This is a genomic window from Streptomyces sp. NPDC047869 (assembly GCF_040704065.1).
Taxonomy (GTDB): Bacteria; Actinomycetota; Actinomycetes; order Streptomycetales; family Streptomycetaceae; genus Streptomyces.
Genome location: NZ_JBEYRK010000004.1, coordinates 72,061 through 94,507, shown reverse-complemented (window position 1 = coordinate 94,507; position 22,447 = coordinate 72,061). Strand labels below are relative to the sequence as shown.

General features: G+C 72.6%; 19 protein-coding genes. 4 read left to right on the top strand and 15 right to left on the bottom strand.

Annotated elements, in window-relative coordinates:
* Positions 1 to 294: 294 nt before the first annotated feature.
* Positions 295 to 1,530, top strand: coding sequence for an MFS transporter (locus AB0924_RS07290; RefSeq protein ID WP_358927324.1), 1,236 nt, complete (start codon positions 295 to 297; stop codon positions 1,528 to 1,530).
* On the opposite strand, the gene AB0924_RS07285 is transcribed toward AB0924_RS07290, so the two are convergent.
* The 10 genes from AB0924_RS07285 to hrcA all read right to left on the bottom strand — a co-directional run bounded on the left by AB0924_RS07285 (position 1,494) and on the right by hrcA (position 12,285).
* On the bottom strand, positions 1,494 to 2,486 hold the full coding sequence (locus AB0924_RS07285; protein ID WP_366910887.1) for an adenosine deaminase: 993 nt from the start codon (positions 2,484 to 2,486) through the stop codon (positions 1,494 to 1,496). The two genes, AB0924_RS07290 and AB0924_RS07285, sit on opposite strands and share 37 nt — an antisense overlap.
* A gap of 20 nt (positions 2,487 to 2,506) precedes the next feature.
* The gene (locus AB0924_RS07280; RefSeq protein WP_358927326.1) at positions 2,507 to 3,412 is read right to left on the bottom strand and encodes a ribonuclease Z; all 906 of its coding nucleotides are present in this window, start codon (positions 3,410 to 3,412) and stop codon (positions 2,507 to 2,509) included.
* A 6-nt stretch (positions 3,413 to 3,418) separates the two neighbouring features.
* Complete coding sequence (locus tag AB0924_RS07275) at positions 3,419 to 3,772, bottom strand: histidine triad nucleotide-binding protein (RefSeq protein WP_366910886.1); 354 nt, start codon at positions 3,770 to 3,772, stop codon at positions 3,419 to 3,421.
* A 65-nt stretch (positions 3,773 to 3,837) separates the two neighbouring features.
* Complete coding sequence (locus tag AB0924_RS07270; protein ID WP_358927328.1) at positions 3,838 to 7,044, bottom strand: PDZ domain-containing protein; 3,207 nt, start codon at positions 7,042 to 7,044, stop codon at positions 3,838 to 3,840.
* A 46-nt stretch (positions 7,045 to 7,090) separates the two neighbouring features.
* The gene (locus tag AB0924_RS07265; RefSeq protein ID WP_358927329.1) at positions 7,091 to 7,645 is read right to left on the bottom strand and encodes a hypothetical protein; all 555 of its coding nucleotides are present in this window, start codon (positions 7,643 to 7,645) and stop codon (positions 7,091 to 7,093) included.
* A gap of 94 nt (positions 7,646 to 7,739) precedes the next feature.
* Positions 7,740 to 8,132, bottom strand: a complete 393-nt coding sequence (locus AB0924_RS07260) for a VOC family protein (protein WP_358927330.1) — start codon at positions 8,130 to 8,132, stop codon at positions 7,740 to 7,742.
* 16 nt (positions 8,133 to 8,148) lie between these two features.
* Positions 8,149 to 8,901: a 16S rRNA (uracil(1498)-N(3))-methyltransferase gene (locus tag AB0924_RS07255; RefSeq protein WP_366910885.1), complete on the bottom strand. Its 753-nt coding sequence runs from the start codon at positions 8,899 to 8,901 to the stop codon at positions 8,149 to 8,151.
* A complete protein-coding gene (locus AB0924_RS07250; protein ID WP_366910884.1) occupies positions 8,898 to 9,974 on the bottom strand; it encodes a nitronate monooxygenase in 1,077 nt (358 codons plus the stop codon). The genes AB0924_RS07255 and AB0924_RS07250 overlap by 4 nt, the downstream gene beginning before the upstream one ends.
* A 157-nt stretch (positions 9,975 to 10,131) precedes the next feature.
* A complete protein-coding gene (gene dnaJ / locus AB0924_RS07245; protein WP_366910883.1) occupies positions 10,132 to 11,268 on the bottom strand; it encodes a molecular chaperone DnaJ in 1,137 nt (378 codons plus the stop codon).
* Complete coding sequence (hrcA, locus tag AB0924_RS07240; RefSeq protein ID WP_358927334.1) at positions 11,269 to 12,285, bottom strand: heat-inducible transcriptional repressor HrcA; 1,017 nt, start codon at positions 12,283 to 12,285, stop codon at positions 11,269 to 11,271. It lies immediately after the preceding gene.
* Between the two features lie 161 nt (positions 12,286 to 12,446).
* Between hrcA and AB0924_RS07235 the strand changes: the two genes are divergently transcribed.
* Complete coding sequence (locus tag AB0924_RS07235; RefSeq protein ID WP_358927335.1) at positions 12,447 to 13,169, top strand: MBL fold metallo-hydrolase; 723 nt, start codon at positions 12,447 to 12,449, stop codon at positions 13,167 to 13,169.
* Between the two features lie 34 nt (positions 13,170 to 13,203).
* Entirely contained in the window at positions 13,204 to 14,001 is a 798-nt protein-coding gene (locus AB0924_RS07230; RefSeq protein ID WP_366910882.1) for a DUF3097 domain-containing protein, read from the top strand.
* Positions 14,002 to 14,042: 41 nt separating this feature from the next.
* Here AB0924_RS07230 and hemW read toward each other — a convergent pair whose 3' ends face one another.
* The 4 genes from hemW to lepA all read right to left on the bottom strand — a co-directional run bounded on the left by hemW (position 14,043) and on the right by lepA (position 21,312).
* Positions 14,043 to 15,275 carry a radical SAM family heme chaperone HemW gene (gene hemW / locus AB0924_RS07225; protein WP_366910881.1) on the bottom strand — a complete coding sequence of 411 codons (1,233 nt, stop codon included), beginning with the start codon at positions 15,273 to 15,275 and terminating at the stop codon, positions 14,043 to 14,045.
* 27 nt (positions 15,276 to 15,302) lie between these two features.
* A complete protein-coding gene (locus AB0924_RS07220) occupies positions 15,303 to 17,114 on the bottom strand; it encodes a SpoIIE family protein phosphatase (protein WP_358927383.1) in 1,812 nt (603 codons plus the stop codon).
* Positions 17,115 to 17,301: 187 nt separating this feature from the next.
* Positions 17,302 to 19,176, bottom strand: a complete 1,875-nt coding sequence (locus tag AB0924_RS07215) for an AMP-dependent synthetase/ligase (RefSeq protein ID WP_358927338.1) — start codon at positions 19,174 to 19,176, stop codon at positions 17,302 to 17,304.
* Between the two features lie 261 nt (positions 19,177 to 19,437).
* The gene (gene lepA, locus AB0924_RS07210) at positions 19,438 to 21,312 is read right to left on the bottom strand and encodes a translation elongation factor 4 (protein ID WP_358927339.1); all 1,875 of its coding nucleotides are present in this window, start codon (positions 21,310 to 21,312) and stop codon (positions 19,438 to 19,440) included.
* A gap of 226 nt (positions 21,313 to 21,538) precedes the next feature.
* Between lepA and rpsT the strand changes: the two genes are divergently transcribed.
* Positions 21,539 to 21,805 carry a 30S ribosomal protein S20 gene (gene rpsT, locus AB0924_RS07205; protein WP_358927340.1) on the top strand — a complete coding sequence of 89 codons (267 nt, stop codon included), beginning with the start codon at positions 21,539 to 21,541 and terminating at the stop codon, positions 21,803 to 21,805.
* Between the two features lie 189 nt (positions 21,806 to 21,994).
* Here rpsT and AB0924_RS07200 read toward each other — a convergent pair whose 3' ends face one another.
* Positions 21,995 to 22,390: a nuclear transport factor 2 family protein gene (locus tag AB0924_RS07200; protein WP_358927341.1), complete on the bottom strand. Its 396-nt coding sequence runs from the start codon at positions 22,388 to 22,390 to the stop codon at positions 21,995 to 21,997.
* Positions 22,391 to 22,447: the final 57 nt, after the last annotated feature.

Genomic DNA, 22,447 nt, shown 5'->3' with positions numbered 1-22,447 from the left:
TCTATGTATGAGAACAGAGGCTAGATATACGAACAGGGGGCCGTCAATGGCGCCCGCAGAGCCGGACGGCGGCCCGGCGGGCGGGAATTGAGGGACGGACATGCGGGAAGGCGCGCACTTTTACCCGTGATCATTCGACCCAAACACAAGAGTGATCCAGATCACCCCACCCGAACTTCTTCTGGAACCGCGTGCTTGATACAACTTGCTCGCGCGTTCCCGTCCGTCGACGGCCGTCGCCCTCCCCTCTCCCCCGGCTCTCGAGCCGCTCCTTCGCCTGCCCTGGGAACGCCCGTGTCCGCCCCCCGCTCCATGCCCTGGCCCCTCGTCGCCCTTTTCACGGCCGGGTACCTCGCCCCGTATCTGCTGCCGACCACCGTCGGCCGGCTGGACACCGGGCTTCCGCTCACCACCACCCAGGCAGGGGCCATCGGCAGTGCCCTGCTGCTGAGTTCGGCGGCCGCCGGCTTCCTGCTGGCCTCCCGGGTCGAGCGGGCCGGCGCCCGCACCCTGGCCCGCCTCGGCCTCACGCTCGCCTTCCTCGGCTACGGCGGGGCCGCGCTCAGCGAGGCCGTACCGGCCGTCGTCATCGGCGCGCTCCTCGGCGGGTTCGGCTCCGGAACGGTTACGGCGGTCGCCGCCGGCGGCATCGCCGCCCAGCGCGATCCGCACCGCGCGACCACGTTCGGGCTGCTCGGCGTCTCCGCGCTCGCCGGTGTCCTCTACCTGACGATCCCTCACCTCGGCCCCGGCCACGGTCTGCCGCTCGCCGCGATCGCCCTGACCGCGCTCGCGGTGTGGCCGTTCACCGGCCGGCTGTCCGCCGCCACGGCTCTGGCCCGCCGTCCGGCCGGACCCGGCGCCCGGCTGCCCCACCGGCGGGCCGGACTGCTGCTCGCCGCGGCCATGCCCTGCTGGTCACTGGCGCAGAACGCGCTGTGGGGCGTCAGCGGACGCATCGGTCTCGGCCAGGCCCACCTGACCGAGGTCACCGTCGGCGCGGTGTTCGCCGTCGCACTCGGTGCCGGGCTGGTCGGCGTGTTGGGCGCCGGGGCACTCGGACCGCGCCTCGGCCGGGCGGTGCCGATCGGCGCGGGTACGGCGCTCATCGCGGGCTGCATCGTGCTCAGCGCCTCGGCCGACGGTCTGCCGGCCTTCGCGGCGGGCGAGATCTCCTGGAACCTGCTCTACCCGGTCGTGCTGTCGTACGTCATCGGGCTGGCCGCGTCCCTGGACCCGCGGGGCCGCTGGGCGGTCCTGGTCGGCTCGGCGGCGTCGCTGGGCACGGCGGCGGGCCCGCTGACCGGGAGCGTGCTGGCGGCGGGGGCGGGATTCCCGGTCATGGGCCAGGTCCTGGCCGCCGGCCTGCTGGCGGTCGCGGTGCCGATGACGCTGGTGGCGCTGCGCGCGGGCCGGCTGCCGCTGCCCGTGGTGGAGATCCAGGTGGAGGCCCCGGTTCCGGCCGCGCAGGGGGCGTACGACACCGCCGCCGCCTACCCGAACTCGTACGCCTCCACCTCGGCGAGGTAGCGGGCCCTGCGCTCCTCGTCGTCCTCCAGGAAGGAGGCGAGGAAGGAGTTGCGGGCCAGTTCCCGGAGCCGTTCGTCACCGAGGCCCAGTTCCGAGCGCACCGCGTCGAAGTTGTCGCCGGCGTACCCGCCGAAGTAGGCGGGGTCGTCGGAGTTGACCGTGCACCGCAGCCCGGCGTCCAGCATCGCGGGCAGCGGGTGCCCGGCGAGCACGTCCACCGTGCGCAGCCGGACGTTGGACAGCGGGCACAGGGTCAGCGGGACGCGGTCCCGGACCAGCCGCTCGACCAGCGCCGGGTCCTCCATGCAGCGCAGACCGTGGTCGACGCGCTCCACGCCGAGGACGTCCAGGGCCTCGGTGATGTACTCCGGCGGCCCCTCCTCACCGGCGTGCGCCACGCGGCGCAGCCCGAGCGCGGCAGCGGCCTCGAACACCTCCCGGAACTTCACCGGCGGGTGGCCGACCTCGGCGGAGTCGAGGCCGACGCCGGTGATCCGGTCCAGGTGGGGCCGGGCCGCCTGAAGGGTCTCGAGCGCCGACTCGGCGGACTCGTCGCGCAGGAAGCACAGGATCAGCCGGGTGGAGACGCCGTGGTTCTCCTCGCTGCGGCCCAGCGCCCGCCAAAGCCCCTCCACGACGGTGCCCATGTCCAGTCCCCGGGCGAGGTGGGCCTGCGGGTCGAAGAAGATCTCCGCGTGCCGGACGCCCTGCGCGGCGGCGCGGGCGAGGTAGGCGTCGGCCAGGTCCGCGAAGTCCTGTTCGGTGCGCAGGACGGCCATCAGCTCGTAGTACAGGTTCAGGAAGGACTGCAGGTCCTCGAACCGGTAGGCCTCGCGGAGCTGTTCGGTGTCGGCGTAGGGCAGCTCGACACCGTTGCGGGCAGCCAGCTCGAACGCCAGCTCGGGCTCCAGGGTGCCTTCGATGTGCAGGTGCAGTTCTGCTTTGGGGAGGGGCATCGCAGCATCGTACGGGGGTTTTATCTCCGTTTCGGAACCGGCACCCGCATCAGGTCGTAGGCCACGGTCAGCTCGCCCTCGAACCCGGCGGCCCGCGCCTGCCGCTCGAACTCCTCCGGGTCCGGGTAGCGCTGGCTGAAGTGGGTGAGGACGAGGTGCCGCACCCCGGCGCCGCGCGCCACGGCCGCCGCCTGTCCCGCCGTCAGATGGCCGTGGTCCGCCGCCAGCGCGACGTCCTCGTCGAGGAACGTGGACTCGATGACGAGCAGGTCGCAGCCCTCGGCGAGGGCGTGCACCCCGTCGCACAGCCGGGTGTCCATGACGAACGCGAACCGCTGCCCGCGCCGCACCTCGCTGACGTCCTCCAGCGTCACGTCCCCGAGCCGGCCCTCGCGCTGGAGGCGGCCGACGTCCGGGCCGCCGATGCCGTGCGCGGCGAGCCGGCCGGGCAGCATCCGGCGCCCGTCCGGCTCGGTCAGCCGGTAGCCGTAGGACTCCACGGGGTGGGACAGCTTCCGGGCCTCGAGCGTGTACGACGGGGTCGCGGCGAGGACGCCGTCGGCGGCGACCGGTGCCTCGGTGAGGCGGACCGTCTCCCGGTAGGCGGTCGCGTACCGCAGCCGGTCGAAGAAGCGCTGACCGGAGCGTGGGTAGTGCGCGGTCACCTCGTGCGGCACCTGGTCGAGGTTGATCCGCTGGATCACTCCGGCCAGCCCGAGGGAGTGGTCGCCGTGGAAGTGGGTGACGCAGATCCGGTTCAGGTCGTGGGCGGCGACCCCGGCGCGCAGCATCTGCCGCTGGGTGCCCTCGCCGGGGTCGAACAGGATGCCCTCGCCGTCCCAGCGCAGCAGGTAGCCGTTGTGGTTGCGGTGCCGGGTCGGGACCTGGCTCGCGGTGCCGAGGACGACGAACTCACGGACGGACATGACCGGTTATCCGGGGGGCCATTCGAGGCCACGGCCGCCGAGGACGTGCGCGTGGGCGTGCCAGACGGTCTGGCCGGCGCCGCTGCCGGTGTTGAAGACGACGCGGTAGCTGTCCAGCTTCTCCTCGTCGGCGACGGCCCGGGTCTCGGCGAGCACGTCGGCGGCGAGCTGCGGGGCGTCGGCGGCGAGTTCGGCCGCGTTCTTGTAGTGGGCCTTGGGGATCACCAGGACGTGGGTGGGGGCCTGCGGGTTTATGTCCCGGAAGGCGACGGTGGTCTCGGTCTCGCGGACGACCGTCGCCGGGATGGCCCCCGCGACGATCTTGCAGAACAGGCAGTCGTCCTGCGGTTCCCCTGCCATGGGTGTGCCTCCTGACGCCGGTGATCAGTACCGGGGCATCGTATCGGGGGTGCCGCGGAATCCGGTCACGGCAGTTCGGGCGGCATCCTGGCGGGAGTCTCCTCCAGCGCCTCCAGGGCCAGCCGGATCGCCTCGTCCAGCTGGACGTCCCGGCCCGCCGTGTGGTCCTGCGGGCGCTGCACGACCTCCACGTCGGGGTCGACGCCGTGGTTCTCCACACCCCACCCGGCCCCCTCCAGCCAGAACGCGTACTTCGGCTGGGTGATCAGGGTGCCGTCGACTAGGCGGTAGCGGCTGTCGATGCCGATGACGCCGCCCCAGGTACGGGTGCCGACGACGGGGCCGATGCCGAGGGCGCGGATCGCCGCGTTGACGATGTCGCCGTCGGAGCCGGAGAACTCGTTGGCGACGGCGACGACGGGTCCGCGCGGGGCGTCCCTCGGGTAGCTTTCGGGCCGCATCCCGCGCGGCAGGTCCCAGCCGACGATCCGCCGGGCCAGCTTCTCCACGACGAGCTGGGAGGTGTGGCCGCCGCGGTTCTCCCGGACGTCGACGACCAGCCCCTCGCGGGCCACCTCGATCCGCAGGTCGCGGTGGATCTGGGCCCACCCGGGCGCCTGCATGTCGGGCACGTGCAGATAGCCGAGCCGGCCGCCGGACCGCTCGTGGACATGGGCGCGGCGGCCGGCGACCCAGGCGTGGTAGCGCAGGGGCTCCTCGTCCGCGAGCGGGACCACGACCACGTGCCGCAGATCGCCGCCGCCGGCCGGCGAGACCGTCAGTTCGACGGGCTTGCCGGCCGTGCCGGTCAGCAGCGGGCCGGGGCCGGTCACCGGGTCGACCGGCTGCCCGGCGACCGCGACGATCGCGTCCCCGGGGCGCACGGCGACGCCCGGCGCGGCCAGCGGGGAGCGGGCGTCCGGGTCGGAGGTCTCCGAGGGCAGGATGCGGTCGACGCGCCAGCCGCCGTCCTCGTGGCGGGAGATGTCGGCGCCGAGCAGCCCCTGCCGGGCGCCGTCGCCGAAGCCGCCGCGCGGGGTGACGTAGGCGTGCGAGGTGCCGAGTTCGCCCTGCACCTCCCACAGCAGGTCCACCAGGTCGTCGTGGGTGGCGAGGCGGTCGAGGACGGGCCGGTAGCGGTCGAGGACGCCGTCCCAGTCGACGCCGCCCATGTCGGCCCGCCAGAAGTTGTCCCGCATGATGCGGCCGGTCTCGTCGTACATCTGCCGCCATTCGGCGGCCGGGTCGACGGTCTGCCGGATCCGGGTCAGGTCGACGGCGATGTTCGAGTCGCCGTCCTCGTCGTCGGAGGCGTGCCGGTCGGCGGGTACGACCCTGAGCCGGCCGTCGCTCCAGAGCAGCACCCGCTTGCCGTCACCGCTGACCTCGAAGTGGTCGGCGTCGGCGGCGAGATGTTCCAGGCGTTGCTGGGCGAGGTCGTAACGCTCCAGCCGGGTCTTCGGGTCGGGGGCGTCGGCCGTGGCGCGGCCCGCGCCGAGGACGCCGCGCACCGGGTGGCGCAGCCAGAGCATCCCGTCCCTGGCCGCGCGCAGGTTGGAGTAGCGGGCGGCCTCGACCGGGAAGGGCACGATGCGGTCGGCGAGGCCGTCGAGGTCGATCCGGGTCGCCGGGGTGCCCTCGCTGTCCGGCGTCTCCTCCTTGTCGGGGGTGCCGAAGGGCCGGCCGTGCCGCTGCGGCCCGAACGGGGACGGGGTGGTCGCGGCGAGGGTGATCAGGTGCGGGCGGACGCCCTCCACGAAGGCCAGGTCGAAGACGTGCTCGTCGTAGACCGGGTCGAAGGAGCGGCTGGAGAGGAAGGCGAGGTGCTTGCCGTCCAGGGTGAAGGCGGGCGCGTAGTCCTGGAAGCGCAGCGGGGTCGCCTCGGTGACGGACAGGTCGGTGGTGTTGGCGAGGCGGAGCTGGGAGAGGGGCTGGGGCCCGGGGTGGGCCCAGGCGAGCCAGCCGGAGTCGGGGGAGAACGCGAGGCCGTGGACGTCGCCGTGTTCGCTGCGGGTCACCTCGCGCACCTCGCCGGTCTCCCGCTCGACCAGCAGCAGCCGCCCGTCGTGTGCGGCGACGGCGGCCCGGCTGCCGTCGGGTGCCATGGCCAGTTCCAGGACGCGGCCGAGCTCACCGGCGGCGAGCCGGCGCGGGGGCGTGCCGAGGGCGGCGCCGGTGGCGGGCGCGAACTCCAGGGCGTCCTCGCCCTCGGCGTCCGTCACCCACACCACCCACTCCTCGCCCTCGGAGCGGAAGGTGCGCGGCAGCCGGGTCCGTACGCCCGGCTGGGCGGCGAGCGCGCGGGCGGGGCCGGAGCGGTGGGTGACCCAGTGGACGGCGCCGCGCACGGCGACCGCGCTGCCGCGCGCGGTGTGGTCGGGGGCGGCGGAGCCGAACCAGTGGGCGGCGTTCACGGGGAACGGCTGGAGGTCCACGCGCGGTCCGCCGAGCCGGATGTCCAGCCGGCGCGGTTCGGCGCCGTCGAGGTCGTCCAGGATCCAGAGTTCACCGGCGCGGGAGTAGACGACCCGGGTGCCGTCGGTGGCGGCGTGCCGGGCGTAGAAGCCCTCCAGCGGGGTGTGCCGGCGCAGGTCGGAGCCGTCGGCGAGGGAGGAGTAGAGCGCCCCGGTGCCCTCGTGGTCGGAGAGGAACGCGATCCGGTCGCCGGCCCAGAGCGGGTACTCGATGTTGCCGTCCAGCTCCTCGTGCAGCCGGACGAACTCGCCGTCGCCCTCCCGGTCGATCCACAGCTTGCCCGCGGTGCCGCCCCGGTACCGCTTCCACCAGGCGGCCTCGCGACCCATCGGGGCGGACAGCAGCACGGTGTGCGGGCCGTGGGCGACATCGCCGACCGGCCCGTACGGCAGGGTGGTGGCCGGCCCCCCGTCGAGCGGGACGGCCCGGGCCCAGCTCCGGCGCAGGCTCGCCCGGCCCTGGGTACTGAGCGCGAGCACCTCGCCGTCCGGGGTCCAGCCGCGCACCTGGGTCCGCCAACTGCCCCAGTGCGTCAGCCGTCTGGCGGGGCCGCCGTCCACCGGGGCGACGTGCACCTCGGGGGCGCCGTCGCGGGTGGAGGTCCAGGCGACGGCGGTGCCGTCGGGCGAGACGCGGGGGTGGTTCACCGGCACGTTGTCGGCGCTGACCCGCCAGGCGCGCCCGCCGTCGAGCGGGGCCAGCCAGACGTCGTCCTCGGCGACGAAGGTCACCAAGTCGCCGTGCGGGTGCGGGAATCGGAGGTAGCCGGAGGATGCCGTCGAAGCCGCCTGAGTCACCCCGTCACTGTACGCAGCGACCGGCGTCCCCCGCTCCCGGTTCCGATCACTTGCCCTCCACGGGCCAGCAACTGGGATCGTGCTTGCACCAGATGGTCCGCGTCACGGTCACGGTGACGGTCGGCTGCCCGCCCCGCTGGGTGGGCGGCCGGTACGTCGGACCGGGTGTGGCGTCGCAGTCGCCGAGCCCGCTGACCCGGAAGACCTGCCTGCCGCCGACCCTGGCCGTCAGGTCCCCGCGCACGCAGGCCCCGTCCACGGCCCGGGTCACCTTCCCCTTGACGGTGATCCTCCGCCCGTCCCGGGTCTGCCCCTGGCAGTCCACGGACACGACGGTGCTCTCCGTCGGCGAGGGCGAACTGCGGGACGTTCCACCGCCCTTGCCGCCGTAGTTGCCGGTGCAGGTCAGCCAGCTCACGTCCACATGCCGCCGTTTCAGCTCGGCGGTCGCGGTGCTGTCGGTGGTGTACGCGGCCGAGGCCGAACTCAGGTCCCCCGGCTGACACGCCACCACCGCGCCCGCCCCCAGCACCACGAGCCCCGCCACGGCCACACCGCGCACGGCCCGCGGCCGGCGCCGAATCCGCCTCGATGCCCCCATGAAGGGCAGCGTGCCACCGCCGCCCCCCGGGACGGAAGGCCGCATACGGCCACTCACCCGTTCGGGCAGCGGCGGCCGGTGCGCTCCCCCGCCGTCAGGCGCGCAGGAGGAGCCATTCCTGGAGTTCCACCAGGTTGCCCTCCGGGTCCTTGAGGTGGGCCACGCGCATGCGTTCGGTCAGCGGGGCCGGCCCGTGCAGCACGGTCGCGCCCCGGGCCGTGATCTCCGCGCAGTACGCGTCGAGGTCGTCCACGCGCAGCACGACCAGGGAGCGGTGCCCGGTGGCGGTCTCGCCCAGCTCCGCCAGGATCCCGGCCATCATGGCGCGGTCCTGCAGCGCGATCCCGGCCGAGCCGGCGTGCGGGCTGAACTTCTCGTACGGTCCCACGCCGGTGCCGGACTGCGGCTTGAGGCCGAGGACGTCGGCGTAGAAGCGGTAGCAGGCGGCGAAGTCGGTGACGAGGAGCCGGACTTGGGCGAGTTCCATGGTGTTCCCCGGGTGTTCAGGACCAGCGGCCGGTGCGGCCCAGCAGGAGGGCCGCCGCGGCGGTGCCGGCGGTGGATGTGCGCAACACCGTAGGGCCCAGCACGCACGGCTTGGCGCCCGCCTCCTCGAAGAGCGCCAACTCGTCGCGCGCCACGCCTCCTTCGGGTCCCACGACCAGCACGATCTCGCCCCGCTCGGGGAGTTCGGCGGTGGCGAGGGGGGCGCTGTCGTGCTCGAAGTCGGAGTGGAGCACGGCGGCGAAGTCGGCCGCGGCGAGCAGGGCGGCGACCTGTCGGGTCGTCGCGGTGTCCGCGACCTCGGGGAAGCGGAGGCGGCGGGACTGCTTGCCCGCCTCGCGGGCGGTGGCGCGCCACTTGGCGAGGGCCTTCTGCCCCCGGTCGCCCTTCCACTGTGTGATGCAGCGCGCGGCCTGCCAGGGCACGATCGCGTCGACGCCCGTCTCGGTCATCGTCTCCACGGCGAGCTCACCGCGGTCGCCCTTGGGGAGGGCCTGGACCACGGTGATACGAGGGCTGGGTTCGGGCTCCACCGGGAACGCGCGCGGCTCGACGACCATGTGGTCCTTGCCCGAGATGCTGAGGACGACCCCGGACGCTCCCCGGCCCTTGCCGTCGGTGACCACGACTTCCTCGCCGGGCTGCAACCGCCGTACCGAGACGGCGTGCCGCCCCTCGGGTCCCGTCACGTCGATGGTCGAGCCGGGGCCCACGCCCTCGAGCGAGTCGACGACGAACACCGGCGCGGTCATCGCGCGTCACCCCCGGCCGACAGCGCGGTCCGGGCCGCGGCGAGTTCGGCCGTCAGCACTTCCACCAGCTGCCCGGCCGGCAGCTCCCGGGCCAGCCGGTGGCCCTGGCCCGCCCACAGTGCCATGCCCTGCGCGTCACCGGCCTTGGCGGCGGCCCTGCGCAGCGGCGCCGTCACATGGTGGACCTCGGGGTAGGCGGCGGGGGCGTAGGGGCCGTGCTCGCGCAGAAAGCGGTTGACCAGGCCGCGCCCCGGGCGGCCGGAGAAGGCGCGGGTCAGTTCGGTGCGTGCGAACAGGGGGTTGGTCAGCGCCTGCTTGTGCAGGGCGTGGGCGCCGGACTCCGGGGTGGCGAGGAACGCCGTGCCGAGCTGGGCGGCGCTCGCGCCCGCCGCGAGGACGGCGGCGATCTGGCTGCCGCGCATGATGCCGCCGGCGGCGACCACCGGGATGCGCACCGCCTCGCGGATCTGCGCGAGCAGCGACAGCAGCCCGATGCCGGAGCCGTCGTTCTCGGGGACGTCCCGGTGGGTGCCCTGGTGGCCGCCGGCCTCGACGCCCTGCGCGATCACCGCGTCCGCCCCGGCCCGCTCGACCGCGCGCGCCTCCTCCGGGGTGGTGGCGGCGACCAGGGTGAACGTCCCGGCGCGGTGCAGGGAGTCGATGACCTCACGGGTGGGGACCCCGAAGTGGAAGGAGACCACCGGCACCGGGTCGTCGAGCAGTACGGCGAGCTTGGCGTCGTAGCCGTCGTCCCGACCGCTGTCCGGGTCGCCCAGCTCGGTCTCGTACCAGGCGGCCTCACCGGCGAGCTGGTGGGTGTAGAGCTCCACGGCGCCGGACTCCGCACAGTCGGGCTGCGGCATGAAGAGGTTCACGCCGAAGGGCAGCCCCGTCAGTCCCCGCAGCTGCTTGATCTCCTGGTACATGCCGTCGGCGGTCTTGTACCCGGCGGCGAGGAACCCGAGCCCGCCGGCCTCGGACACGGCCGCGGCGAGCTGCGGCACGGAGACCCCGCCCGCCATGGGAGCCTGCACGATCGGCCGGGGGAAGAGATCGGTCAGCGCGGAGGACATGTCCGCATGTTGTCACGTCCGGGGGTATGCGCCGAATCGGGTCTTCCCCTTGGCACATGCCACTTTCCGGCCCACCGGGCCGGGTGTGGGCGGGCAGGCGGGGGTCCGGGGGGCCGGAGCCCCCCGGCCGGGGCCGAGGGGCCGCGGCCCCCTGGCCTCAGCGCCCGTTGAACGCGTCCTTCAGCCGCGAGAACAGCCCCTGCTGCCCCGGCTGGAACTGCCCCGTCGGCCGCTCCTCGCCCCGCAGTTTCGCCAGCTCGCGCAGCAACCGCTCCTGCTCGGGATCCAGCTTGGTCGGGGTGGTGACCTCGACGTGGACGATCAGGTCGCCCCGGCCGCCGCCGCGCAGATGCGTGACGCCGCGGTTGTGCAGCGGGATCGACTGTCCGGACTGGGTGCCCGGCCGGATGTCGACCTCCTCCAGGCCGTCCAGCGTCTCCAGCGGCACCTTGGTGCCGAGGGACGCCGCGGTCATCGGGATGGTGACCGTGCAGTGCAGGTCGTCGCCGCGCCGCTGGAAGGTCGAGTGCGGCAGCTCGTGGATCTCTACGTAGAGGTCACCGGCCGGACCGCCGCCGGGGCCGACCTCGCCCTCGCCGGCGAGCTGGATCCGGGTGCCGTTGTCGACACCGGCCGGGATCTTCACGGTGAGGGTGCGGCGGGAGCGCACCCGGCCGTCGCCCGCGCACTCCGGGCACGGGGTCGGCACGACCGTGCCGAAGCCCTGGCACTGGGGGCAGGGGCGGGAGGTCATGACCTGACCCAGGAAGGACCGGGTGACCTGCGACACCTCACCGCGGCCGCGGCACATGTCACACGTCTGGGCGGTCGTGCCCGGAGCCGCGCCCTCGCCGCTGCAGGTGTTGCAGACGACCGCGGTGTCGACCTGGATGTCCTTGGTCGTACCGAAGGCCGCCTCGTCCAGCTCGATGTCGATCCGGATCATCGCGTCCTGGCCGCGCCGGGTGCGCGAGCGCGGCCCGCGCTGCGACGCCGTACCGAAGAACGCGTCCATGATGTCGGAGAAGTTGCCGAAGCCACCGGCCCCGAAACCGCCCGCGCCCGCGCCGCCCGCCTGGGAGAGCGGGTCGCCGCCGAGGTCGTAGACCTGCTTCTTCTGCGGGTCCGACAGCACCTCGTAAGCGGCGTTGATCTCCTTGAACCGCTCCTGGGTCTTCGGATCGGGGTTGACGTCCGGGTGCAGCTCGCGCGCGAGCCGGCGGAACGCCTTCTTGATCTCATCCTGCGACGCGTCGCGGCGCACGCCGAGAACGGCGTAGTAGTCCGTGGCCACTTACGACTCCGCCAGGATCTGTCCGACGTACCGTGCCACTGCGCGTACCGCTCCCATCGTTCCCGGGTAGTCCATGCGGGTCGGTCCGACCACGCCGAGCTTGGCAACCGCCTCGCCGCCCGAACCGTAGCCGACCGACACGACGGACGTGGAGTTGAGTCCCTCGTGTGCGTTCTCGTGCCCGATGCGCACCATCACGCCCGGATCCTTCGCCTCGCCGAGGAGCTTGAGGAGCACGACCTGCTCCTCGAGGGCCTCCAGGACGGGCCGGATCACGAGGGGAAAGTCATGTCCGAAACGGGTGAGATTGGCGGTGCCGCCGATCATCAGCCGCTCCTCGTTCTCCTCGACCAGTGTCTCCAGCAGAGTGGAGAGCACCGTGGAGACCGTACCGCGATCCTCGTGCTCGAACGCCTCCGGCAGGTCCTCGACCAGACGCGGCACGTCGGAGAACCGGCGGCCCGCGACCCGGCTGTTGAGCCTGGCCCGGAGGTCGGCGAGGGCCGTCTCCCCGAACGGCACCGGGCAGTCCACCATCCGCTGCTCGACCCGGCCGGTGTCCGTGATCAGCACCAGCATCACGCGCGCGGGGGCGAGCGAGAGCAGTTCCACGTGCCGCACGGTGGACCGGGTCAGGGACGGGTACTGCACGACGGCGACCTGCCGGGTCAGCTGCGCGAGCAGCCGCACCGTGCGCGCGACGACGTCGTCGAGGTCGACGGCGCCGTCGAGGAAGTTCTGGATCGCCCGGCGCTCGGGGCTGGTCATCGGCTTGACGCCCGCGAGCTTGTCGACGAACAGCCGGTAGCCCTTGTCGGTGGGGATGCGCCCGGCGCTTGTGTGCGGCTGGGCGATGTATCCCTCGTCCTCCAGAGCGGCCATGTCGTTGCGCACGGTCGCCGGGGACACGCCGAGGTTGTGCCGCTCGGTGAGCGCCTTGGAGCCGACCGGCTCCTCGGTGCCCACATAGTCCTGGACGATGGCGCGCAGCACCTGAAGTCTGCGTTCACTCAGCATCCGCGCGCACCTCCAGCATGTCTTCCGCTCGGCCCTTCGGGTCGTCCGCCTGGCACTCTGCGTGTCCGAGTGCCAGCGTTCCCCGGCCAGTGTACGGCCGTGGGGTACTCACTGGGCAAGGTCGGTCCCGCCACATCTCGTCCTACCGTTAGCGTCGCGTTATGACCGTGACTTGGGAAGAGCTGGGGTGGGAGCGGTTGGCCGACGGGGTCGGGCGGTGCCGGCTGCCCGGCTGGGACTGCACCGCGGGCCTGGTGCTCGGGGCGGGTACGGCGCTGATGGTGGACGCCGGGTCGAGCCTCGCCGAGGGCGCGCGGCTGCGGGAGCGGGCGCAGCGGCTCGCGGGGCACCGTGTGACCCATCTCGCGCTCACCCATCCCCACTTCGACCACGTCTTCGGGGCGTCCGCCCTCGCCGGGGCCGAGGTGTACGCGGCGGTCGGCATGGACGCGGTGCTGGCGCACGAGCGCGGGGAGCTGCGCCTGGACGCGGTCAGGAACGGCCTGCCGGTCCCGGACGCCGACGAGGCGGTGGACGCGCTGGTGCCGCCCCGGCACCTGGTCTCCGGGGAGTGGACGCTGGACCTCGGCGGCGGGCGTCAGGTGCTGCTGGCCAACGTGGGTCCCGGCCACACGGCCCACGACCTGGCGGTGCTGGTGCCGGGCGACCCGGAGGTCGTCTTCTGCGGCGACCTGGTGGAGGAGTCGGGCGAACCGCAGGCGGGCCCGGACGCGGTCCCGTCCCGCTGGCCGGACGCGCTCGACCGCCTGCTCTCCCTGGGCGGCGAGGACGCGCTGTACGTGCCCGGTCACGGAGCGGTGGTGGACGCGGCCTTCGTACGGCGCCAACGCGAAGAGCTGGCGGCGCGTTTCGGCGTGTCATGAGCACAGACCCGCCGGTTCTCCTATCGTCGTCCGAATGCGCCAGTACGCCTCCGATCTGACCCCGCCGTGGAAGAAGTCCCAGCCCGTGCCGGAGGTCGCGGCGGAGCCGGGGCTGGTGGTGGAGGAGCCCGGTACCGGGTTCTGCGGGGCGGTGATCCGCTGCGAGGCGGGCACGGTCACGCTGGAGGACCGCTTCGGCAAGCACCGGGTGTTCCCGCTGGAGCCGCGCGGTTTCCTGCTGGAGGGCAGGGTGGTGACCCTGGTGCGGCCGTCGTCGGCTCCGGCACGGCCCACCCGCACGGCGTCCGGTTCGGTGGCCGTTCCCGGCGCACGCGCGCGCGTGGCCCGCGCCGGCCGCATCTACGTCGAGGGCCGGCACGACGCCGAGCTGGTCGAGAAGGTGTGGGGCGACGACCTGCGCATCGAGGGCGTGGTCGTGGAGTACCTGGAGGGCGTGGACGACCTGCCGTCGATCGTCGCGGAGTTCGCGCCGGGCCCGGACGCGCGCCTCGGCGTCCTGGTGGACCACCTGGTGCCGGGCACGAAGGAGTGGCGCATCGCCGGGTCGGTGACGAGCGAGCACGCGCTGGTCGTCGGCCACCCGTACATCGACATCTGGGAGGCGGTGAAGCCGGCCTCACTGGACATCCAGTCCTGGCCCCGCGTCCCGCACGGCCAGGACTGGAAGACGGGCGTGTGCCGGGCGCTGGGCTGGCCGGAGAACACGGGGGCGGCCTGGCAGCGGATCCTGTCCGGGGTCCGGTCCTACAAGGACCTGGAGCCGGAACTGCTGGGACGGGTGGAGGAACTGATCGATTTCGTGACGGCGTAGCGGTGCGGCCGGCGCACCCGCCGGTGCCGGACGCCGAGTGATCAGTCCACCAGGTCCCGCACCACCGCGTCCGCCAGCAGCCGCCCGCGCAGGGTCAGGACGGCGCGGCCCTCGCCGTACGGGCCCTCCTGGAGCAGTCCGTCCGCCAGCGCCCGGCGTGAGGCCGCCAGCCCCTCCTCCTTCAGCAGCGGCAGCGGCACCCCCTCCCGCAGCCGCAGCTCCAGCAGGATCCGCTCCACCCGCCGGTCCTCGTCCGAGAGCAGTTCGCGGCCCGCGCCCGGGGACCGGCCCGCGGCCAGCGCCGCCGCGTAGGCGCCCGGGTGCTTGACGTTCCACCAGCGCACCCCGCCCACGTGCGAGTGGGCGCCGGGTCCCGCGCCCCACCAGTCCGCGCCCCGCCAGTACAGCTCGTTGTGCAGGCAGCGCCCGGACTCGGAGGTGGCCCAGTTGGAGACCTCGTACCAGTCGAAGCCCGCGGCGGACAGGGAATCCTCGGCGATCAGGTAGCGGTCCGCGTGGACGTCGTCGTCCGTCATCGGAACCTCGCCGCGGCGGATGCGGCGGGCGAGCTGGGTGCCCTCCTCGACGATCAGGGCGTACGCGCTGACGTGGTCGGGGCCCGCGCCGATCGCCGCGTCCAGCGAGGCCCGCCAGTCGTCGTCGCTCTCCCCCGGTGTGCCGTAGATCAGGTCCAGGTTGACGTGCTCGAAGCCCGCCGCCCGTGCCTCCGCCACACAGGCCTCGGGGCGGCCGGGGGTGTGCGTGCGGTCCAGGATCCGCAGCACGTGCTGCCGCGCGCTCTGCATGCCGAAGGAGATCCGGTTGAAGCCGCCCTCACGGAGGGTGGTGAGGTACGCCGGGTCGACCGACTCCGGGTTCGCCTCGGTCGTGATCTCCGCGTCCGGCGCCAGTCCGAACTCGTCGCGTATCGCCGCCAGCATCCGTACCAGGTCGCCGGCGGCCAGCAGGGTGGGCGTGCCGCCGCCCACGAAGACCGTGCGGACCTGGCGGGGGTCGTCGCCGAGGACCTTCCGCGCCAGCCGGATCTCGTCCGTCAGGGTGTCCGCGTAGTTGTCCCGGGAGGCGAGCACGCCGCCGGTGCCGCGCAGCTCGGTGGCGGTGTACGTGTTGAAGTCGCAGTAACCGCAGCGGGTCGCGCAGTACGGGACGTGCAGGTAGAACCCGAGGGGGCGGCCGGCGGCCCCGGCGAGCGCGGAGGCGGGCAGGGTGCCGTCGTCGGGGACGGGCTCACCGTCGGGGAGTGCGGAAGGCATGTCCCCCATTGTCCCGTACGGCGGGAGTCACCCCGCCTGGAGCACCAGCAGGGCCAGGTCGTCCTCGGGCAGACCGCCGCCGAAGTCGTGCACGAGGCGGCGGATCCGCTCGGCGATCTCCTCGGCGGTCAGGCCCGCGCAGCCGGACAGGGCCCGCGCGAGCCCGTCGCCGTCGTCGAACTGGCGGGAGCCGGAGCGCCGCTCGGTGACGCCGTCGGTGACGCACAGCAGGCTGTCGCCGGGCCGCAGCTCGACGGTCTCACTGGTGTAGGTCTCGTCCTCGACGACGCCGAGCAGGGTCTGCGGGCGGGCGGCGGTGCGCACCTCGCCGTCGGGGCGCAGCAGCAGCGGCAGGGGGTGCCCGGCGGAGGCGAGGGTGCAGCGGACGCCGCCGTCCGCGTGGGGCGTCAGCTCGCCGTAGAGCAGGGACAGGAAGCGGGTCTGCGGTCCGTCCCCGGCGGCCACGGGCCGGCCGCCGGCCGCGACCAGGGCGCGGGCGGCGGCGTCGGCGGCCTCGGTGGCGTCGTCGAGGAGGAGCTGGTTGAGCCGGTCGAGGACGTCGGCGACCCGGTAGCCCTCGCGGGCGAGCAGGCGCAGCCACGGCCGGGCGAGCCCGATCACGACGGCCGCCTCCGGGCCCTTGCCCTGGACGTCGCCCACGGCGAAGCACCAGCGGCCGTCGCCCGCCGGGAACAGGTCGTAGAAGTCGCCGCTCGGGCCGCCCTTGTCGCAGGGCTCGTAGACGAGGGCGCTGCTCATCCCGGGGATCTCGGCGACCGCTCCGGGCAGCAGCCCGCGCTGCAGGACGGCGCTGATGGTGGCCTGCCGGGCGTACTGGCGGGCCGCACCGATGGCGAGGGCCACCCGGCGGCTCAGGTCCTCCACCAGGCCGGTTACCTCGTCGGGGAACCGGGGCTGCCCGCACCGCCCGAGGACCAGGGTGCCGAGCGGGCGGCCGCCCGCGATGAGGCGGAAGGCGAGGGCCGTGCCGTGGGTGCCGAGTGCCTCACCGGGCCACGGGTAGGGCTCCGGGTCGGGCCTCAGGCCCTCCGTCGGCCGGGGCGGGGCCTTCTCCAGGGCGCGGTGCAGTTCCTCGGCGCGGTCCTCGTCGGCCACCCAGACGCCGGCGGGTGCGGCGCCGTCGCCGCCGCGTACGGTCGCCTCGTCCTCCAGCCACACCGCGCACCAGTCGGCGAGCCGGGGCACGATCAGCCGGCCGGTGAGGGCGGCGACCAGGTTCTCGTCGAGCTGTCCGGCGAGCAGGTCGGAGGCCTCGGCGAGGAAGGACAGCGCGCCCCGGCCGAGCCAGTCCCGGTCGCGTTCCTCGCCCCGCGGCCGCGGGGCGAGGACCTCGGCGATGTCCAGGGTGTGGTCGGCAGCCGGTCCTTCCAGGGGTTCGCCACCGGGCCGCAGCCGCGCCCACACGGTCTTCTCGCCCCGGCGGTAGGTGACGCCCCAGGATTCCGCGAGGTCGGCGACCAGGCGCAGTCCGCGCCCGTACTCGGACGTCTCGCTCGACGTGTCGCCGGTGCCGGGGTCGCGCGGGGGGCGGGCGGGATGGCGGTCGCCGACCTCGACGACGAAGGCGCCGGTCGTCTCCAGGCGCCAGTCGACGTCGACGTCGGTGCCCGCGTGGACGACGGCGTTGGTGACGAGTTCGCTGACGACGGCCAGGGCGTCGTCCACGAACCGCCGGGGCAGCGCGGGGACGTCGGCGAGCGCGGCGCGCACCAGGGCGCGGGCGGAGCCCGGGGCGAGGGGGCTGCCGGGCAGGCCGGCGTGCCCGCGCACCGCCGGGGCGTGGGTGTCGTACTCCCGCTGCGTCGGTATGGCCGCCATGTCCATGCGGCCAGGGTGACAGACAGAACGCGAGCCTAAGCGGTGAGTCACGAAGCGGGCGGCAACGCGTGAGAACTGTGCTACTGAGGCGGAGGAAGACGGTCGGTTCCGGGCGGGATGCGAAGCGAGTCGGAAGAGGACGGGGACCGCACCGGGGTGCGGCCCCCGCCGTCCTCACACGATGGCGTCAGGATTCCCGGGTCCCCGAGTACATCTCATCGATGAGGTGCTTGTACTCCCGCTCCACGACGGGCCGCTTCAGCTTCAGGCTCGGCGTGATCTCGCCGTGCTCCACGTCGAGGTCACGGGGCAGCAGACGGTACTTCTTGATGGTCTGCCAGCGCTGCAGCCCCTCGTTGAGCTCCTTGACGTAGCCGTCGACCATCTCGACGGTCTGCGGCGCGGCCACCACCTCGGCGTACGACTTGCCGCCGAGGCCGTTGTCCTTGGCCCACTGCAGGATCGCGATCTCGTCGAGGGCGATGAGGGCGGTGCAGTAGTTCCGGTCGGCGCCGTGCACCAGGATGTTGGAGACGTACGGGCACACCGCCTTGAACTGGCCCTCGACCTCGGCCGGGGCGACGTACTTGCCGCCGGAGGTCTTGATGAGGTCCTTCTTGCGGTCGGTGATGCGCAGGTAGCCGTCGGGGGACAGCTCGCCGATGTCGCCGGTGTGGAACCAGCCGTCGGACTCCAGCACCTCGGCGGTCTTCTCGGGCTGCTGGTGGTAGCCGTCCATGATGCCGGGGCCGCGCAGCAGGATCTCGCCGTCGTCGGCGATGCGGACCTCGGTGCCGGGCAGCGGCTTGCCGACGGTGCCGGTGCGGTAGGCCTCGCCGGGGTTGACGAAGGAGGCGGCCGAGGACTCGGTGAGGCCGTAGCCCTCCAGGATGTGGATGCCGGCGCCGGCGAAGAAGAAGCCGATCTCGGGGGCGAGCGCTGAGGCGCCGGAGACACAGGCGCGCAGCCGGCCGCCGAAGGCCTCACGGAGCTTGCCGTAGACGAGGGTGTCGGCGACCTTGTGCTTGGAGGCCAGGCCGAACGGCACCGCGTGGGCACCGGTGCGGCGGAAGTTGTCCTGCGAGACCTTGGCGTACTCGCGGGCGACCTCGGCGGCCCACTGGAAGATCCTGTACTTCGCCGCGCCGCCCTCGCGGGCCTTGGCCGCGACGCCGTTGTAGACCTTCTCGAAGATGCGCGGCACGGCCGCCATGTACGTCGGCCGCACCACCGGCAGGTTCTCGATGATCTTGTCGACGCGGCCGTCCACGGCGGTGACGTGGCCGACCTCGATCTGCCCGGAGGTGAGCACCTTGCCGAAGACGTGCGCCAGCGGCAGCCACAGGTACTGCACGTCGTCGCCGCTGACCAGGCCGGTCGCGGCGATCGCCTTGGCCATGTACGCCCAGTTGTCGTGCGGCAGGCGCACACCCTTGGGGCGGCCGGTGGTGCCGGAGGTGTAGATCAGGGTGGCGAGCTGGTCGCGGGTGATCGCGCCGACCCGCTCCTTGATCAGCTCGGGGTGCATCTCGAGATAGGCGGCGCCGCGCTGCTCCAGCTCGGTGAGCGTGGTCACCCAGTCGCCGGTCTCGACACCGGCCGGGTCGATGACGACGACCTTGGTCAGCGCGGGCAGCTCGGCACGCTTCTCCACGGCCTTGGCGAGCTGGGCCGCGTCCTCGGCGATCAGGATCCGGCTGTCGGAGTCGGAGAGGATGAACGCCGACTCGTCGGCGTTGGTCTGCGGGTAGATCGTGGTGGTGGCACCGCCCGCGCACATGATGCCGAGGTCGGCGAGGATCCACTCGACCCGGGTGGAGGCGGCGAGCGCGACCCGCTGCTCCGGCTGGAGGCCCAGCTCGATGAGGCCGGCGGCGATGGCGTAGACCCGCTCGGCCGCCTCGCCCCAGCTCAGCGACTTCCAGTCGTCGGGGCCCTCCCCGGAGGCCGGGGGCACCGGATGGCGGTAGGCCTCGGCGTCCGGTGTGGCCGCCACGCGCTCCAGGAAGAGGGCCGCCACTGACGGCGGACGGTTCTCGATCAGGGTCTGTGTGTCGCTCACGACATCCTCCGGGGCCCGCGACGGTGCGGCTGGCTCAGGTGCGGCTGGGTTGACTCACGGTGGGGTTGGGACTCGTTGTTTAACTCGCGAGTAACTATCGAGCAGGCATCAGGGTAAGGGGCGACAGGCCGCTGCGTAAGGGGCATCGGCCTGTCACTTTCCACTCAGAGCGACGCTACGCACGCGTAGGGGCCCGCCGCACTTTCGCACGACGAGCCCCTCCGTGTCCGTTTTGCGGATGTGACCGGCTGTAACCTCCGGTTACTTCTTGCCCTTGCCCGACCCCGCGCTGTCATCGCTGGACAGGACGGCGATGAAGGCTTCCTGCGGAACCTCCACGGAACCCACCATCTTCATCCGCTTCTTGCCTTCCTTCTGCTTCTCCAGCAGCTTCCGCTTACGGGAGATGTCACCGCCGTAGCACTTGGCGAGGACGTCCTTGCGGATGGCGCGGATGGTCTCACGGGCGATGACCCGGGAGCCGATGGCGGCCTGGATGGGCACCTCGAAGGCCTGCCGCGGGATGAGCTCGCGCAGCTTGGCGACGAGCCGCACGCCGTAGGCGTAGGCCGCGTCCTTGTGGGTGATCGCCGAGAAGGCGTCCACCTTGTCGCCGTGCAGCAGGATGTCGACCTTGACCAGGCTCGACGTCTGCTCGCCGGTGGGCTCGTAGTCCAGCGAGGCGTAGCCGCGCGTCTTGGACTTCAGCTGGTCGAAGAAGTCGAAGACGATCTCCGCGAGCGGCAGCGTGTAGCGGATCTCGACCCGGTCCTCCGAGAGGTAGTCCATGCCGAGCAGGGTGCCGCGCCGGGTCTGGCACAGCTCCATGATCGAGCCGATGAACTCGGTGGGCGCGAGGATCGTGGCTCGCACGACCGGCTCGTAGACTTCGCTGATCTTGCCTTCGGGGAACTCGCTCGGGTTGGTGACCGTGTGCTCGGTGCCGTCCTCCATGAGCACGCGGTAGACCACGTTGGGGGCGGTGGCGATCAGGTCGAGACCGAACTCGCGCTCCAGGCGCTCCCGGATCACGTCCAGGTGCAGCAGGCCGAGGAAGCCGACGCGGAAACCGAAGCCGAGGGCGGCGGACGTCTCCGGCTCGTAGACCAGCGCGGCGTCGTTGAGCTGCAGCTTGTCCAGGGCCTCGCGCAGCTCGGGGTAGTCGGAGCCGTCCAGCGGATACAGACCCGAGAAGACCATGGGCTTGGGGTCCTTGTAGCCGCCGAGCGCCTCTGTGGCGCCCTTGGCCTGGCTGGTGACGGTGTCACCGACCTTGGACTGGCGGACGTCCTTCACGCCGGTGATCAGGTAGCCCACCTCGCCCACGCCGAGGCCGTCGGCGGGGAGCATCTCCGGCGAGTTGGTCCCGATCTCCAGCAGCTCGTGCGTGGCGCCCGTCGACATCATCCGGATGCGCTCGCGCTTGTTGAGCTGGCCGTCGATGACACGGACGTACGTCACGACACCGCGGTAGGAGTCGTAGACCGAGTCGAAGATCATCGCGCGTGCGGGGGCGTCGGCGACGCCGACCGGCGCCGGGATCTCCTTGACGACCTTGTCCAGCAGGGCGTCGACGCCCAGGCCGGTCTTGGCGGAGACCTTGAGGACGTCGTCCGGGTCGCAGCCGACCAGGTTCGCCAGCTCCTCGGCGAACTTCTCCGGCTGCGCGGCCGGCAGGTCGATCTTGTTCAGTACGGGGATGATCGTGAGGTCGTTCTCCATCGCCAGGTAGAGGTTGGCGAGGGTCTGCGCCTCGATGCCCTGGGCGGCGTCGACGAGGAGGACGGTCCCCTCGCAGGCGGCCAGCGACCGCGACACCTCGTAGGTGAAGTCGACGTGACCCGGGGTGTCGATCATGTTGAGGATGTGGGTCGTGCCCTGGTCGGGGCCCTCGGTCGGGGCCCAGGGCAGACGCACCGCCTGGGACTTGATCGTGATGCCGCGCTCGCGCTCGATGTCCATCCGGTCGAGGTACTGAGCACGCATCTGCCGCTGCTCGACCACACCGGTCAGCTGGAGCATCCGGTCGGCGAGCGTGGACTTGCCGTGGTCGATGTGCGCGATGATGCAGAAATTGCGGATCAGCGCCGGGGCGGTACGGCTCGGCTCGGGCACATGGTTAGGGGTCGCGGGCACGCAGGGTCCTGTCTCTTGAGGCGCCTTATGCCTCGGGTCGGATCGATACGTAGTCTCCATGGTCCCACGCGGAGGAACCATGGACCGTTTTGGGCCGCTCGCAGGGCCACTGGTACTGTAGATGGCTGTGCCTCATGCCCTCTCAGCGCGAGGCACGACCAGATAATTTTGGATCACCGGTACGGGACCCGAGCGGCCCCGCACCTGAACCTGAAAAGGCTCCTTCGTGGCGAACATCAAGTCCCAGATCAAGCGGATCAAGACCAACGAGAAGGCCCGGCTGCGCAACAAGGCCGTCAAGTCCTCCCTGAAGACCGCGATCCGCAAGGCCCGTGAGGCCGCTGCCGCGGGTGACACCGAGAAGGCCACCGAGCTGCAGCGCGCTGCCGCGCGTGCGCTCGACAAGGCCGTCTCGAAGGGTGTCATCCACAAGAACCAGGCCGCCAACAAGAAGTCGGCGCTTGCTTCCAAGGTCTCGTCCCTCCAGGGCTGAACCTCCTTTCTGATCTGACCGCCGGAAGGACCCAGAGCGGGCCCTCTCTCATCCGCTCCCCTCCGGCACCCCGGATTCGTACGCGGCCTGCGTTCGCCACGCGGGTGCGAATCCTCAGTCTTGATCCGAAGGCCCCGGCGCTCTCCCTTCCCCAGGGCGGGCAACGGGGCCTTCGGCATGCGCCGGGCCTCAGCCCCAGAACGCGTTCTCCTTGTCGACGTCGTCGACGCACTCATCGATGTCGGTGATCCTGTCGCCGACGACACGGAGGACGAGGCATCCGTCGACGCGGTGACGTCTGCCCTCACGCTCGGCGCTGATGTGGTGCAGGGCCACGGCATGGCCTCGGCCGTCGACGAACACATGGCGCAGCTCGGCGCGGAAGCTGCCGCCGGTCTCCTGGAAGAGCCTGCGGTACAAGCCGATCACCGCGTCCTGGCCCTTGAAGTCGCCCGCGAGCGCGTGGCTGCCGGGCACGTGGTGGGTGACGTCCGCCGTCATCATCCCGCGCAGGGCGTCCAGGTCGACGCGGAGGAAGGCGTCGTAGGCCTCGCGGACGAGGGTCGCGTGCGGATGCTCAGCCATGGCGATCGCCACCTTTCAGTGCGTCGGCGATGTACGGCTGATACGTACGATTCTCCT